This window comes from Actinacidiphila bryophytorum, from assembly GCF_016916835.1.
Taxonomy (GTDB): domain Bacteria; phylum Actinomycetota; class Actinomycetes; order Streptomycetales; family Streptomycetaceae; genus Actinacidiphila; species Actinacidiphila bryophytorum.
On sequence record NZ_JAFFIX010000001.1, the window covers coordinates 480,600 to 495,185 of the forward strand.

At 71.8% G+C, this 14,586-nt stretch carries 12 protein-coding genes; 5 read left to right on the top strand and 7 right to left on the bottom strand.

Translation table 11 applies throughout. The features are described 5' to 3' along the window. Nucleotides 1-8: 8 nt before the first annotated feature. The 3 genes from JT723_RS01975 to JT723_RS01985 are packed head-to-tail and all read right to left on the bottom strand — an operon-like array spanning nucleotide 9 to nucleotide 2,592. Nucleotides 9-869 (bottom strand): metal ABC transporter permease, encoded by an 861-nt coding sequence (locus JT723_RS01975; protein ID WP_205042550.1) that lies wholly within the window; start codon nucleotides 867-869, stop codon nucleotides 9-11. Then, nucleotides 857-1,612 (bottom strand): metal ABC transporter ATP-binding protein, encoded by a 756-nt coding sequence (locus JT723_RS01980; RefSeq protein WP_205042551.1) that lies wholly within the window; start codon nucleotides 1,610-1,612, stop codon nucleotides 857-859. The genes JT723_RS01975 and JT723_RS01980 overlap by 13 nt, the downstream gene beginning before the upstream one ends. Next, nucleotides 1,609-2,592, bottom strand: coding sequence for a metal ABC transporter substrate-binding protein (locus JT723_RS01985; protein ID WP_205042552.1), 984 nt, complete (start codon nucleotides 2,590-2,592; stop codon nucleotides 1,609-1,611). The genes JT723_RS01980 and JT723_RS01985 overlap by 4 nt, the downstream gene beginning before the upstream one ends. 174 nt (nucleotides 2,593-2,766) lie before the next feature. Here JT723_RS01985 and JT723_RS01990 point away from each other — a divergent pair, with 174 nt between their 5' ends. Next, nucleotides 2,767-4,149, top strand: a complete 1,383-nt coding sequence (locus tag JT723_RS01990; RefSeq protein WP_205042553.1) for a glycine--tRNA ligase — start codon at nucleotides 2,767-2,769, stop codon at nucleotides 4,147-4,149. Here the strand turns inward: JT723_RS01990 and JT723_RS01995 are convergent. After that, nucleotides 4,119-4,466: a hypothetical protein gene (locus tag JT723_RS01995; RefSeq protein WP_205042554.1), complete on the bottom strand. Its 348-nt coding sequence runs from the start codon at nucleotides 4,464-4,466 to the stop codon at nucleotides 4,119-4,121. The genes JT723_RS01990 and JT723_RS01995 overlap by 31 nt on opposite strands. A gap of 540 nt (nucleotides 4,467-5,006) precedes the next feature. Then, the gene (locus JT723_RS02000; protein ID WP_205042808.1) at nucleotides 5,007-6,494 is read right to left on the bottom strand and encodes an MFS transporter; all 1,488 of its coding nucleotides are present in this window, start codon (nucleotides 6,492-6,494) and stop codon (nucleotides 5,007-5,009) included. A gap of 113 nt (nucleotides 6,495-6,607) precedes the next feature. On the opposite strand from JT723_RS02000, the gene JT723_RS02005 reads away from it, so the two are divergent. Further along, a complete protein-coding gene (locus JT723_RS02005; protein ID WP_205042555.1) occupies nucleotides 6,608-7,534 on the top strand; it encodes a helix-turn-helix transcriptional regulator in 927 nt (308 codons plus the stop codon). 30 nt (nucleotides 7,535-7,564) lie between these two features. After that, the gene (locus JT723_RS02010) at nucleotides 7,565-8,167 is read left to right on the top strand and encodes a TetR/AcrR family transcriptional regulator (protein ID WP_205042556.1); all 603 of its coding nucleotides are present in this window, start codon (nucleotides 7,565-7,567) and stop codon (nucleotides 8,165-8,167) included. A 33-nt stretch (nucleotides 8,168-8,200) separates the two neighbouring features. Here the strand turns inward: JT723_RS02010 and JT723_RS36030 are convergent, their stop codons facing one another. Together JT723_RS36030 and JT723_RS02020 are read right to left on the bottom strand one after the other, a co-directional pair. Beyond that, nucleotides 8,201-8,743, bottom strand: coding sequence for a MarR family winged helix-turn-helix transcriptional regulator (locus JT723_RS36030; protein ID WP_251512811.1), 543 nt, complete (start codon nucleotides 8,741-8,743; stop codon nucleotides 8,201-8,203). Beyond that, nucleotides 8,740-10,158 (bottom strand): MFS transporter, encoded by a 1,419-nt coding sequence (locus JT723_RS02020; RefSeq protein WP_205042557.1) that lies wholly within the window; start codon nucleotides 10,156-10,158, stop codon nucleotides 8,740-8,742. The genes JT723_RS36030 and JT723_RS02020 overlap by 4 nt, the downstream gene beginning before the upstream one ends. Nucleotides 10,159-10,252: 94 nt before the next feature. Between JT723_RS02020 and dusB the strand changes: the two genes are divergently transcribed. Together dusB and ppdK are read left to right on the top strand one after the other, a co-directional pair. After that, complete coding sequence (gene dusB / locus JT723_RS02025) at nucleotides 10,253-11,416, top strand: tRNA dihydrouridine synthase DusB (protein ID WP_205042558.1); 1,164 nt, start codon at nucleotides 10,253-10,255, stop codon at nucleotides 11,414-11,416. Nucleotides 11,417-11,843: 427 nt separating this feature from the next. Then, nucleotides 11,844-14,558, top strand: coding sequence for a pyruvate, phosphate dikinase (gene ppdK / locus JT723_RS02030; RefSeq protein WP_205042559.1), 2,715 nt, complete (start codon nucleotides 11,844-11,846; stop codon nucleotides 14,556-14,558). Nucleotides 14,559-14,586: the final 28 nt, after the last annotated feature.

A 14,586-nucleotide genomic window follows, 5' to 3' on the forward strand; every position in this document is an offset into this window, starting at 1 on the left:
GTGCCTCCTCATGACGGCCTGCGCGCCCTGACGCCCCCATTGTGCCAGCCCGGGCGGGGCAGCCGGCGCCGCAGCGGCCCGGCGGCCGCGGTGAAGAGCAGGAAGACGGCCATGGAGGCCAGCACGATGCTGGAGCCGGGCGGCACGTCGACGTAGTAGGAGAAGACGGTGCCGGACAGCGCGACGGTCACGCCGATGGCCACCGCGACCGCCAGCGTCCAGGCGAAGCCGCGGGTGACCTGCTGGGCGGCGGCGACCGGGATCACCATGAGGGCGCTGACCAGCAGCAGCCCGACGGCCCGCATGGCGACCGTCACGGTGACCGCCGCGGTCACCGCGAGCAGCAGGTTGAGCGCCCGCACCGGCAGCCCGCCGACGCGCGCGAACTCCTCGTCCTGGCAGACGGCGAAGAGGTGCCGCCGCAGGCCGAGCACCACCAGCAGCACGAAGGCGGCCAGCGCGATCATCGGCGGGATGTCCTGCGGCGAGACCGTGCTGATCGAGCCGAACAGATACGTCGTGAGGTTGGCGTTGGAGCCGTTCGGCGCCAGGTAGATGATCATCACGCCGCCGGACATGCCGCCGTAGAAGAGCATGGCCAGCGCGATGTCGCCGCGGGCCTTGCCGTAGGAGCGGATGAGTTCCATGCCGACGGCGCCGGCCACCGACACGGCCACCGCGGTCCAGACCGGGCTGACCTGGAGCAGGAAGCCCAGGGCCACGCCGGTGAGCGCGACGTGCCCGATGCCGTCGCCCATGATCGCCTGCCGCCGCTGGACCAGGAAGGTGCCGACCGCGGGCGCGGTGACGCCGACCAGCAGCGCGGCGAGCAGGGCGCGCTGCATGAAGGCGTAGTTCAGGAGGTCCATCGGTCGAGGTGTCCCTTCACCGTGGCGGCAGCCTCGTCGGCGTGCGGGTGGACGTGGTCGGGGGCCAGCGGGGGCGGCGGGCCGTCGTGGGCGACACGGCCGTCGCGCAGCAGGACCGCCCGGTCGATGAGCGGCGCCAGCGGGCCGAGTTCGTGCAGCACCAGCAGCACGGTCGTGCCGGCCGCGACCTGGGCGCGTACGGTGTCGGCGAGGACCTGCTGGGCTGCCAGGTCGACGCCCGCCATCGGCTCGTCCATGATCAGCAGGTCGGGCTCCGTGGCCAGGGCGCGGGCGATCAGCACCCGCTGGTGCTGGCCGCCGGACAGCGCGTCCACCGCGTCCGCGGCCCGGTCCGCCATCCCGACCAGCTCGATCGCCCGGGCCACCGCCGCCTTGTCGGCCCGGCGCGGCGGGCGCAGCCCGGTCCTGGCCAGCCGCCCGGCGGCGACGACCTCGCGTACGGTCGCGGGCACCCCGCCGGCCGCGGTGGTGCGCTGCGGTACGTAGCCGATCCTGGCCCACTGCCGGAAGCGCTCGCCGGGCGTGCCGAACAGCTCCCAGCTGCCGGAGCTGAGCCGCACCCGGCCGACGGCCGCGCGTACGGCCGTGGACTTGCCCGAGCCGTTCGCGCCCAGCAGTGCCACCACCTCGCCACGGGCGACGGCCAGGTCGATGCCGTGCAGCACCTGGCGGGCGCCCAGCGAGGCCGACGCGCCGCGCAGCGCCACCACCGTGTCGGTCATCGGCGCGGCACCCCCAGCGCGGTCTGCAGGGCGGCCAGATTGCTGCGCTGCACCGCGAAGTAGTCGGTGCCCCTCGACTTCGGGGTGATGCCCTCGATCGGGTCGAGCACGTCGGTGCGCAGGTGCAGGTCGCCGGCGACTGTCCTGGCCGTCTTGTCGCTGACCAGCGTCTCGAAGAAGACCGTGCTGACGTGCTCGCGCCCGGCGAGGTCGAGCAGCGCCTTCATACGGGTGGCGCTGGGCTCGCTCTCCGGGTCGAGGCCGTTGATGGCCTCCTCCACCAGGCCGTAGCGCTCGGCGAGGTAGCCGAAGGCCGCGTGGGTGGTGATGAAGGTGTCGGTGGTGCGGTTCTTCAGCCCGTCGCGGAATTCGGTGTCCAGTGCGCCGAGCTGGGCGACCAGCGCGTCGGTGTTCTTGGCGTAGGCGGCCGAGTGCGCGGGGTCGGCCTGGGCGAGCGCAGCGCCGACGCCCTTGGCGACCTGGGCGTAGCGGACCGGGTCGAGCCAGATGTGCGGGTCGGACCCGGCGTCCTCCTCGCTCTCGGCGCCGCTGCCGTTGTCGCCCGTGGTGTGGTGGCGGCCGTCCACCTCGGTGCCGTGGTCCTCAAGGGAGGTCAGGGCGGCGGCGTCGACCTTGTGCGCGACACCGGACTGCCCGATGGCGTCGTCCACGGCCGGCTGCAGGCCGTGCAGCGAGATGACGACGTCGGCCTTGCTCAGCGCGGCGATCTGCTGCGGCGCCAGCTCCAGGTCGTGCGGTTCGACGCCGGGCTTGGTGAGGTCGGTGACCTGGACGTACGGGCCGCCGATCCGGTCGGCGAGGAATTCCAGCGGGTAGAAGGACGCGGTGACCCGCAGCTTCCCGCCGCCCTTGGCGTCGTCCCCGGCGCCGGAGGAGCCAGAGCAGGCGGTGAGGGCCGGGAGGGCCAGGGCGGCGAGCGCGAGTGCGGCGGCCGGTATCACGCGGCGACTGTTGTTCATGACAGTCATTTTCAACAAAGATGGAAACGATTGTCAATTGCGTCGTGGGGAGGGGGTTCGCGGCGGGCTCGGAGCGGGCTCGTCCTTGCAGGCGGCCGAACGGATTTGATATGCGCCCCGTCCGCGCCGGTAATCTGGGGCAACTGACCCCTTCGTCGTACTGAAGAGAGCACCGTGGCCGCCGACAAGATCGACACCATCGTCAGCCTGAGCAAGCGCCGTGGCTTCGTTTTCCCGAGCAGTGAGATCTACGGCGGCTCGAAGGCCGCCTGGGACTACGGGCCGCTGGGCGTCGAGCTGAAGGAGAACATCAAGCGCCAGTGGTGGCGTGCGATGGTCACCTCCCGGGAGGACGTGGTGGGCCTCGACTCGTCGGTGATCCTCGCCCCCGAGGTGTGGGTCGCCTCGGGCCACGTCGCCACGTTCTCCGACCCGCTCACCGAGTGCACCTCCTGCCACAAGCGCTTCCGCGCCGACCACCTGGAGGAGGCGTACGAGGCCAAGCACGGCAAGCTGCCCGCCAACGGGCTCGCCGACATCAACTGCCCGCACTGCGGCACCAAGGGCGCCTTCACCGAGCCCAAGCAGTTCTCCGGCATGCTGCAGACCCACCTCGGCCCGACCCAGGACGCCGGCTCCGTGGCCTACCTGCGGCCCGAGACCGCGCAGGGCATCTTCGTGAACTTCGCCCAGGTGCAGACCACCTCGCGCAAGAAGCCGCCGTTCGGCATCGCCCAGATGGGCAAGTCCTTCCGCAACGAGATCACGCCCGGCAACTTCATCTTCCGCACCCGCGAGTTCGAGCAGATGGAGATGGAGTTCTTCGTCAAGCCCGGCGAGGACGAGAAGTGGCACGAGTACTGGATGCAGGAGCGCTGGAACTGGTACACGGGCCTGGGCATGCGTGAGGAGAACATGCGCTGGTACGAGCACGCCAAGGAGAAGCTGTCGCACTACTCCAAGCGCACCGCCGACATCGAGTACCGCTTCAACTTCGGCGGCCAGGAGTTCAGTGAGCTGGAGGGCGTCGCCAACCGCACGGACTTCGACCTCGGCGCCCACTCCAAGGCCTCCGGCCAGGACCTGTCCTACTTCGACCAGGAGGCGGGCGAGCGCTGGTTCCCGTACGTCATCGAACCCGCGGCAGGCGTCAACCGCGCGATGCTGGCCTTCATGCTCGACGCGTACAACGAGGACGAGGCGCCCAACGCCAAGGGCGTCATGGAGAAGCGGACCGTCATGCGGCTCGACCCGCGGCTCGCCCCCGTCAAGGTCGCCGTGCTGCCGCTGTCCCGCAACCCCGAGCTGTCCCCCAAGGCCAAGGGCCTGGCCACGGCGCTGCGCGCGCACTGGAACATCGAGTTCGACGACGCCGGCGCCATCGGCCGCCGCTACCGCCGCCAGGACGAGATCGGCACGCCGTTCTGCGTCACCGTCGACTTCGACACGCTCACCGACAACGCGGTGACCGTGCGCGAGCGCGACACCATGGTCCAGGAGCGGGTGTCCCTCGACCAGGTCGAGGGCTACCTCGGCAGCCGGCTGCTCGGCTGCTGAACCTCCGCTGTCACGGCCGCCTTCACGGCCGGGGCGGCCGTCAGCGCCAGTACGGCGCAGGCGGCCGCCAGCGGCAGCTCGGCGATCAGGGCCATGACCACGGCGGCCAGCCGGGCGGTGCCCTCCGACGTCGCCAGGTCCAGTGCGGCGTCCAGCAGCAGGGCGGCCGCCGTGGCCGCGGCCACGACGGGCAGCGCCGGGTGGGCGCGCAGCGCCAGCACGGCGGTGGTGATCAGGCCCACCGCCTCGAACGAGTCCAGGGCCAGCCAGCCGGGGGCTGCGGTGCTGGCCAGGATCGTGAGCCACGGTATGAGCAACGCGCCGCACGTGAGGAGCACGTACGGCAGGCGGGGCCTGCCTGTCCCTTGCGCCTCCGGCGCGAACGTCGATGCCTGCACCATGCTTTCCTCAACGCCGTAGGTCCAGCGGCTCTTCCGCTGGACCTGACGTTCTGCCCCCCTGCGGTGGGTTTTCGCCTTTCCCCCCGGCAGGGGCTTGTCGCGCAGTTCCGCCCCCAGAGCTTCGCCTGGGGGTACCCCCAGCGCCTCCTGGGCGGGTGCCACTTGCTGTGAGCTTGCACCTTTCGGCGCGTGGGTGATCGGGCGCGCAGTTCGCCGCGCCCCTCAGGTCCTGCCCCTTGCGGTAGGTGGTCGGCTCTCCCGCCGTCGTGGCTGGTCGCGCAGTTCCCCGCGCCCCTGGGGGGTGCCCCCTTCTCGCAGGGTGGGTGTGGCTTTGCCTGCGAGGGGGAGCTTTTTTTGGGGGGTGCGGGGAACTCGCGCGCAACCACGCACGCACCGGAAGGAAGCAACGCCACGGCAAGTGGCAGTCACCTGGGCGCGCCCCCCGGAGGGGGCGGGTCAGACGACTGCGCGGGGGAGGCGGAAGCTCAAGGCGGTGGTCAGGGCCACCGCGGCGAGTTGGGCGGCCAGTGCCCAGACGAGGGCGTCGCGGACGCCGATGGACGTGCTCAGCGTCAAGAAGAGCGTGCCGAGGGTCGCGACGCCCAGCGCGAGGCTGGACTGCTGGGTGGTCGCCATCGCCCCGCTCCCCACCCCCGCCTGCGCCGCAGGCACCTCGCTGAGGACGATGCGGAAGACCACCGGCAGGACGAAGCCCTGGCCGAAGCCGAGGACGGCCATGCTCGGCGCGAGGGTGAGGATGCCGACGTGGGGCCAGCCCCAGAAGAAGGTGGCGGCCAGGGCGGCCAGGCCGACCGCCTGGACGAGGGAGCCGGCGGTGACGACGCGCCGCCCGTGGCGGGCGACCATGCGCGGGCCGAGCAGCGAGGCCGCGAAGAAGGCGGCGCACAGCGGCGCGAGGGCGGCGCCCGCGGCGAGCGCGCCGAGGTGGAGGCCGTCCTGCATGGCGACGGCGAGGACGAACATGAAGCCGCCGAAGCCCAGGCAGAAGGGCACGATGAGCAGCAGCCCGCTGCGTACGCTGTGGATGCGGACCAGGGACGGCGGCAGCAGCGGGTTGCCGCCGGTGCGTTCACCGTGCCGCTCGACGGCGACGAAGGCGGCCGCGGCGAAGGGTGACAGGGCCAGCAGCACCCACGACCACAGCGGCCAGCCGGCCGCCCGGCCCTCGGTGAGGGGCAGCAGCAAGGTGATGAGGGTGAGCGCCAGCAGCACCGTGCCCGCCCGGTCGATCCTGGCGGGGTTGGCCGAGCGCGTCTCCGGCACCGACTTCAGGGCCAGCGCCAGCGCGACCGCGGCGACCGGCACGTTGACCAGGAAGATGGCCCGCCAGCCGCTGCCGGCGAGGTCGGCGGAGACCAGGACGCCGCCGAGGACCTGGCCGACGACGCTGGCGACGCCGGCCGTGGCGCCGTAGTAGCTGAGCGCCTTGCCGCGGCTGCTGCCGGAGGTCGCGGCCTGGATGGTGGCCAGGGCCTGCGGCAGCAGCAGGGCGGAGGCGGCGCCCTGGGCGACGCGGGCGGCCACCAGGGTCCAGGCGGTGGGGGCGAGGCCGCAGGCGAGCGAGGTGGCCGCGAAGAGCCCGAGGCCCCACAGGAAGAGGTTGCGGCGGCCGAAGAGGTCGCCGAGCCGGCCGCCGAGCACGAGGAGTACGGCGTAGGCGACGCCGTAGCCGGCGACCACCATCTCCAGGACCGCGGGACCCGCGTCGAGGTCGCGGTCGATGGTGGGCAGGGCCACGTTGACGATGAAGAAGTCCACCATCGGCAGGGCCGCGCCGAGCAGGACGGTCAGCAGGCCGAGCGCGCTGAGGGCCGGGGCGGCGGGGGAGGGGGACGGGGACTTCGGGGGAGCGGAGGGCGAGGGTGCCGCGATGCGGGTCACGCGGGGCAGCACCTGAGCCCGGGAAGGGAGCGTCTGGTCCATTCGGTCGTTCACATGGTCCACACTGGACCTGTGCTCAGGGGGGTACCAGAGAGCGTTTATCCAGGTATACCGAGCACCTGGCAACCGGCTGACGGGTTTGGCACCCTGGGAATATGAACGCACCCGGCGACGTCACCCAGCAGGCCCCCGGCAGCGACGGGTCGCGCACCCAGCCGCCCGGTTCCGACTCGGCCGCGAGCCGCCGGCAGGAGCTGGCGTCGTTCCTGCGCAGCCGCCGCGAGCGCATCGCGCCCGAGCAGGTCGGGCTGCCGCCGGGCCGCAGGCGCCGCACCCCCGGGCTGCGCCGCGAGGAGGTCGCGCAGCTCGCCGCGGTGGGTGTGACCTGGTACACCTGGCTCGAACAGGCGCGGGACATCCAGGTGTCCAGCCAGGTCGCCGACGCCATCGCGCGCGCCCTGATGCTGGACCAGAACGAGCGCAGGCACCTGTTCACCCTGGCCGGCACCGCCGACCCGCATCCGCACCTGGACTGCCCGGGCGTCTCGCCCGCGGTCCGGGCGATGATCGACCAGCTGGAGCCGCTGCCTGCCGCGGTCTTCAACAGCCGCTTCGACATCGTCGCCCACAACCGCACCTACGGGCGGCTGGTGTGCGACCTCGACGAGCTGCCGGCCGAGGACCGCAACGTGATGTGGCTGGCCTTCACCGACCCGCGGTGGCGCGAGCGGATGCTGGACCGGGAGGAGAACACCCGGGTGATGGCGGCGAAGTTCCGCGCCTCGATGGCCAACCACCTGGCGGAACCCGCCTGGAAGGAGCTGCTGCGGCGGCTCCAGCAGAATTCGCCGGAGTTCCGCGAGGCCTGGGAGCGGCACGAGGTGCTGCAGCCCGGCAGCCATGTGAAGCGCTACCTGAACCCGGAAGTGGGCCTGCTGGCCTTCGACTTCACGCATCTGTGGCTCGGCCCGCAGGACGGTCCGCGGCTGACGGTGTACTCGCCGGTGGACCAGCTGACCAGGGAGCGGCTGGAGCAGCTGCACCGCGTCGTGATCGCGCAGCGGCGCCCGGTGGCAGTGTGACGCGGGCCGCCACCGCATAAAATCGACGCCATGACTTCGACCCGCGCCCGGGGCTCAGGCCTGCGAGAGATGACCCGCAGAACGGTACGTGCGCAGATCGCGGAGCGGGCGATCCAGATGTTCATCGCCCAGGGCTTCGAGGAGACCACGGTCGAGCAGATCGCCAGCGAGGTCGGCATGTCGGCGCGCAGCGTCTTCCGCTACTTCGACACCAAGGAGGACATGGTCGTCGGCAGCATGCAGGAGGCCGGTGCCCGGCTGGCGGCGGCACTGGACGACCGGCCCGTGGGCGAGGACGCCTGGCAGGCGCTGCGCGGTGCGCTCTCGGTGCTGCTCGCCGGGATCTCGGAGGACCGGGAGGGCATGCTGGCCAGGGCGCGGATGTTCGCGAGCACACCGTCGCTGCGGGCGGCCAGGCAGCAGAAGCACGCCCAGTGGCGGGAGCTGCTGCTGCCGGGGATGCTGGCCAGGATCCACGACGGCCCCGAGGAGACCCGCAGGCTGCGCGCGTCGGCCATCGTCACCGTGCAGCTCGGCTGCCTGGACGTGTCGATCACCCACTGGCTGGACGCGGGCGGCAAGGACAGCCTGGACGACGTGCTGGACGTCGCGATCGCCGCGGTGCGCGGCTGAGCCGGCCGGGTCGACCGGGCCGGCCCACCCGCGTCAGTCCTGCGGGTCAGCCGCCAGCGCCGAGGTGATCCGGTCCAGGTCCGCGAGGTCGGCTGGGGACAGGGCGAGCAGGGCGGGCGGCGGGTTGCCGAGGATCGCGTTGGCCCGAGCGGCTGCCGCGAGGCCCGCCTCGGTGGCCGACACGATCTTGCAGCGCCGGTCGGTGGGGTGCTGCCTGCGCTCCACCAGGCCGCGCTTTTCCAGGTCGTCCACCACGAGGGTGAGATACGGGCGGTCGGAGGCCAGCTGCGCCGCCAGCTCGCTCATCTGGGAGGGCCGGGCGGCGATCCTGCGCAGCGCCTTGGCCCGGAAGAAGCTCATGCCGAGGGCCTCGGCGACCTCCTTGCGGCGCTCGTTGCGCTCCAGCACCAGCGCGCGCAGGTTGCGCCACACGCGCTCGGCGGCTTCCTCGCCGCCGGACTCCTGCTCACCGTGCTCGTCTACGTACGCCTGCTCGTCGACGTACGCCTGCTCGTCGCCGTACGACTGCCGCCGTGCCGTCCGCCGCTGTGCCGTCTCCTGCCGTGCCGTGGTCACACCTTCACCGCCATCCGGTTGTCCTCCGCCTCGGGCGTGATCAACAGTTCCGCGGTACGCGCCGCCGTGGCCTTGGCCCACCGGCCGGTGGTGAGCGTACCCAGCACGAGCACCGCCGCACCACAGCCCGCGATGATCCACCAGGCGCCGTCGTGCAGCCCCGCGGCCAGTGCCGCGCCCAGCACCGCGACGCCCAGCGACTGGCCGACCTGGCGGCTGGTCGAGGCCACCGCCGCCGCGACCCCGGCCTGCGCGCGCGGCATGCCGGACACCGCGGTGTTGGTGATGGGGGCGTTGACCAGGCCGAAGCCGATACCGAAGAGCACGTACGACGTGAAGAGCAGCGCGTCGGACGACTGGGCGTCGAGCGCCGCGAAGAGCACACCGCTCGCGGTCATCGTGACGCCCGCGAGCACCAGCGGCAGCCGCGGTCCCCGCGCTCCGACCAGGCGCCCCGACAGCGGCGCGAAGACCAGCGCCATCGCGGCCATCGGCAGCATGTACAGGCCCGCGTCCAGGGCGGACAGGCCGCGTTCGTTCTGCAGGTAGAGCGTGTTGAGGAAGAGGAAGCCGCCGAGCGCTGCGAAGCCGCACACCGCGATCACGGTGGCGCCGCTGAAGGGCACGCTGCGGAAGAACCGGGTGTCGATCAGCGGGTCGGTGCGCCGCTTCTCGTACGCGGCCAGGCCCGCCGCGGCCAGCGCCGCCACGGTGAAGCAGCCGACGATCTCCGGCGAGGTCCAGCCCGCACCCGAGCCTTCGATGATGCCGTAGGTCAGGGTGCCCAGCAGCGCGATGACCAGCAGCTGGCCGACCGGGTCCACCCGCCGGGCGCGCGGGGCACGCGACTCGGGGACGAAGCGCGCGGTGAGCACCAGCGCGGCGAGGCCGATTGGCAGGTTGATCCAGAAGATCGACCGCCAGCCGACCGACTGCACGAGCGCACCGCCGACGATCGGCCCGGCCGCCATGCTGATGCCGACGACGCCGCCCCACACGCCGATCGCCCGGGCGCGCTCGCGCGGCTCCGAGAAGGTGTTGGTGATGATCGACATCGCCACCGGGTTGAGCATCGAGCCGCCGACCGCCTGCACCATGCGGAAGGCGATCAGCCAGCCGAGCCCCGGGGCGAGGCTGCACAGCAGGGACCCGGCGGTGAAGAGCGCCAGGCCGGTCTGGAAGACCCGCTTGCGGCCGATGCGGTCGGCCGTCGACCCGGACAGCAGCAGGAGGGAGGCGATGACCAGCAGATACGCGTCGATCGTCCACTGCAGCCCGGACACCGAGGCGTGGAAGTCCTTCTGCAGCGAGGGCAGTGCGACGTTCAGGATCGTGTTGTCCAGGCTCACGATCAGCAGGCTCATGCAGCAGATGGCCAGGATGAGGGTGCGGCGCCGTGCGGTCGTCTCGTGCATGGATGGTGCGTCCAATGATTGTGTGAGTAGAACCATTGTTACGGTACAACGATTACTGGCATACGGCACCCGCGGGTACGGGACAATGGACGGCATGACCGCTGACACCACCCTGGCCCCGCCCGTGCCCGGGCTCCTGCGGATCGGCCCGCACACCGTGCAGCCGCCGGTCGTGCTCGCGCCCATGGCCGGGATCACCAACGCGCCCTTCCGTACGCTGTGCCGGGAGTTCAGCGGCGGCAAGGGGCTGTTCGTCAGCGAGATGATCACCACCCGCGCACTGGTCGAGCGCAACGACAAGACCATGCAGCTCATCCACTTCGACGCGAGCGAGACCCCGCGCTCCATCCAGCTCTACGGCGTCGACCCGGTGACCGTCGGCAAGGCCGTGCGGATGATCGTGGACGAGGACCTCGCCGACCACATCGACCTCAACTTCGGCTGCCCCGTCCCGAAGGTGACCCGCAAGGGCGGCGGCTCCGCGCTGCCGTACAAGCGCAACCTGCTGCGGTCGATCCTGCGCGAGGCGGTCGGCAACGCGGGCGACCTGCCGGTCACCATCAAGATGCGCAAGGGCATCGACGACGACCACCTGACGTATCTCGACGCCGGGCGGATCGCCGTCGAGGAGGGCGTCACCGCCGTCGCCCTGCACGGCCGCACCGCCGCCCAGCACTACGGCGGCACCGCCGACTGGGACGCCATCGCCCGGCTCAAGGAGCACGTCCAGGAGATCCCGGTGCTCGGCAACGGCGACATCTGGTGCGCGGACGACGCGCTGCGGATGATGCGGGCCACCGGGTGCGACGGCGTGGTCGTCGGGCGCGGCTGCCTGGGCCGCCCCTGGCTCTTCGGCGACCTGGTCGCCGCCTTCGAGTCCCCGGGACTCGCCCCCGCCGCCCCGGACTTCGGCCGGGTCGCCGCCGTCATGCGCCGGCACGCGGAACTCCTCGGCCGCTGGCTCGGCGACGAGACCCGCGGGGTGGTCGACTTCCGCAAGCACGTGCCCTGGTACACCAAGGGCTTCGCGGTCGGGTCCGACGCCCGCCGCGCCCTGGCCTCGGCCTCGTCGCTCGCGGAACTCGACGACCACCTCGGCGGTCTCGACCAGACGCAGCCCTGGCCCGCGCACGCCGACGGCCCGCGCGGCCGTACGGCCCCCGGCAAGCGCGTCGTCCTGCCCGACGGCTGGCTGAACGATCCCTACGACTGCGCCGCCCCGTCGGCGGACGCCGAGTCCGACACCTCGGGCGGCTGATCCGCCGGACACCTCGCGCGCTGCTCCGTCCGGCTCCGTCCGGTGCGGGCGTAGCCCGGGTACGTCCGGGAGGTGAGACGAGGGACGTGATTCGTACCACGCTTGATGGGGCTTGCGCTCAAATGAGCGCGCATTCGAGCAGCTCACCTCTCGAATGCATGGCACTCAGTGCCATCCGCGTGCGTCCAGGGTCCAACGCCATCCGTCACTCAGCGTGGAGGAGTCGGCCGCGGCGGCTCGCGGAGCGGCACCGTCCGTTCGGTTCGTGAACGCACCATGACGGCACGGCGGCACGCCGAATACATTCGATCCATCGGCAGACGAGCGGTTACGCCCGTGTGTCGTGGTGATGGACGCACTGCGGAGCCTTGGAGATGGGTACGCTCCCCGCCGTCAGGGCAACCCGGTCGCGAGGAGTCGAGGCCCAGTGTCGGCACGGCAGCAGCAGCGCAAATTCGTCTACGACTTCACTGAGGGCAACAAGGACCTCAAGGATCTGCTCGGCGGGAAGGGTGCGAACCTCGCCGAGATGACCAACCTCGGGCTTCCGGTCCCTCCCGGATTCACCATCACCACCGAGGCCTGCAAGGAGTACCTGGAGTCCGGCGCGGAACCCGCCGCGCTGCGCGACGAGGTGAGTGCGCACCTCGACGCGCTGGAGCAGCAGATGGGCAAGCGGCTCGGGCAGGCCGACGACCCGCTGCTGGTGTCGGTGCGGTCGGGCGCGAAGTTCTCGATGCCCGGGATGATGGACACCGTCCTGAACATCGGCCTGTCCGACGCCTCGGTCAACGGGCTCGCGGCCCAGGCCGACAACGAGCGTTTCGCGTGGGACTCCTACCGCCGCCTGGTCCAGATGTTCGGCAAGACCGTGATGGGCGTGGACGGCGACCTCTTCGAGGAGGCGCTGGAGGCGGCCAAGCGGGCCAAGGGCGCCGACAGCGACCTCGGCCTCGACGCGGCCGACCTGCGGCAGCTGGTCGAGGACTTCAAGCAGATCGTCGTCAAGGAGACCGGCAGGGACTTCCCGCAGGAGCCGCGCGAGCAGATGGACCTCGCGGTGCGCGCGGTCTTCGACTCGTGGAACACCGAACGCGCCAAGCTCTACCGCCGCCAGGAGCGCATCCCCGGCGACCTGGGCACCGCCGTCAACGTGTGCTCCATGGTCTTCGGCAACCTCGGCCCCGACTCCGGCACCGGAGTGGCCTTCACCCGCGACCCGGCCAGCGGCGCCCAGGGCACGTACGGCGACTACCTGCAGGACGCGCAGGGCGAGGACGTCGTCGCGGGCATCCGCAACACCGTGCCGCTCGCCGACCTCGAAGGCATCGACAAGACCTCCTATGACCAGCTGATGGCGATCATGCAGACGCTGGAGACGCACTACCGGGACCTGTGCGACATCGAGTTCACCATCGAGCGCGGGCACCTGTGGATGCTGCAGACCCGGGTCGGCAAGCGCACCGCGGCCGCGGCCTTCCGCATCGCCACGCAGCTGGTCGACCAGGGCCTGATCACCGAGGCCGAGGCACTGCAGCGGGTCAACGGGGCGCAGCTGAGCCAGCTGATGTTCCCGCGGTTCGACGACACCGTCGCCGAGGGCGGCGAGGTCCGGCGGATCGGCTGGGGCATCGCCGCCTCGCCCGGGGCCGCGGTCGGCAAGGCGGTCTTCGACTCCTACACCGCGGTGAAGTGGTCCCGTTCGGGCGAGCAGGTGATCCTGATCCGCCGGGAGACCAACCCCGACGACCTCAACGGCATGATCGCCGCCGAGGGCATCCTCACCTCCCGCGGCGGCAAGACCTCGCACGCGGCCGTCGTGGCCCGCGGCATGGGCAAGACCTGCGTGTGCGGGGCCGAGGAGCTGGAGGTCGACACCAAGCGGCGGCGGCTGACCGCACCCGGTGGCGTGGTGATAGAGGAGGGCGACCTCATCTCGATCGACGGCTCCACCGGCAAGGTCTACCTGGGCGAGGTGCCCGTCGTGCCGTCGCCGGTCGTCGAGTACTTCGAGGGCCGCATGCACGCCGGCGCCGACGAGGCCGACGGCCTGGTGCAGGCCGTGCACCGGGTGATGGCGTACGCCGACCGGGTCCGCAGGCTGCGGGTGCGCGCCAACGCCGACAACGCGGAGGACGCCTCCCGCGCCCGCCGCTTCGGCGCGCAGGGCATCGGCCTGTGCCGTACCGAGCACATGTTCCTCGGCGAGCGCCGCGAGATGGTCGAGCGGCTCGTGCTGGCCGACACCGACGCCGAGCGCGAGGAGGCGCTGGGCGCGCTGCTGCCGCTGCAGAAGGCCGACTTCATCGAGCTGTTCGAGGCGATGGACGGCCTGCCGGTGACCGTACGGCTGCTCGACCCGCCGCTGCACGAGTTCCTGCCCGACATCACCGAGCTGTCGGTGCGCGTCGCTCTCGCCGAGTCCCGCAATGACGCCAACGAGAACGACCTGAGGCTGCTCCAGGCGGTCCACAAGCTGCACGAGCAGAACCCGATGCTGGGCCTGCGCGGGGTGCGCCTGGGCCTGGTCATCCCCGGCCTGTTCGCGATGCAGGTGCGGGCCATCGCCGAGGCCGCCGCCCACCGCAAGGCCGCCAAGTGCGACCCCAGGGCCGAGATCATGATCCCGCTGGTCGGCACCGTCCAGGAGCTGGAGATCGTCCGCGAGGAGGCCGACCGGGTCATCGCCGAGGTCGAGGCCGCCACCGGCACCCGGCTGCGGCTGGCCATCGGCACGATGATCGAACTGCCGCGGGCCGCCCTGACCGCGGGCCAGATCGCCGAGGCCGCCGAGTTCTTCTCCTTCGGCACCAACGACCTCACCCAGACCGTCTGGGGCTTCTCCCGCGACGACGTCGAGGCGTCGTTCTTCACCGCCTACCTGGAGAAGGGCATCTTCGGGGTGTCGCCCTTCGAGACCATCGACAAGGACGGCGTCGGCTCCCTGGTACGCAGCGCCGCAGCCGCGGGCCGCGCCACCCGGCCCGACCTCAAGCTCGGCATCTGCGGCGAGCACGGCGGCGACCCGGAGTCCGTGCACTTCTTCCACGACGTGGGCCTGGACTACGTGTCCTGCTCGCCCTTCCGCATCCCCGTCGCCCGCCTGGAGGCCGGCCGCGCCGCGGCCCGCACCTCCCCCTGACCACCCGACCGGGCCGGCCCGGTCCACT

Coding starts and splice junctions, on each gene's coding strand:
- dusB (WP_205042558.1), top strand. CDS start 10,253: ATGACCGCTGACACCACCCTGGCCCCGCCCGTGCCCGGGCTCCTGCGG.
- JT723_RS01985 (WP_205042552.1), bottom strand. CDS start 2,592: ATGAACAACAGTCGCCGCGTGATACCGGCCGCCGCACTCGCGCTCGCC.
- JT723_RS02000 (WP_205042808.1), bottom strand. CDS start 6,494: ATGGACCAGACGCTCCCTTCCCGGGCTCAGGTGCTGCCCCGCGTGACC.
- JT723_RS01975 (WP_205042550.1), bottom strand. CDS start 869: ATGGACCTCCTGAACTACGCCTTCATGCAGCGCGCCCTGCTCGCCGCG.
- JT723_RS02020 (WP_205042557.1), bottom strand. CDS start 10,158: ATGCACGAGACGACCGCACGGCGCCGCACCCTCATCCTGGCCATCTGC.
- JT723_RS02005 (WP_205042555.1), top strand. CDS start 6,608: ATGAACGCACCCGGCGACGTCACCCAGCAGGCCCCCGGCAGCGACGGG.
- JT723_RS02010 (WP_205042556.1), top strand. CDS start 7,565: ATGACTTCGACCCGCGCCCGGGGCTCAGGCCTGCGAGAGATGACCCGC.
- JT723_RS01980 (WP_205042551.1), bottom strand. CDS start 1,612: ATGACCGACACGGTGGTGGCGCTGCGCGGCGCGTCGGCCTCGCTGGGC.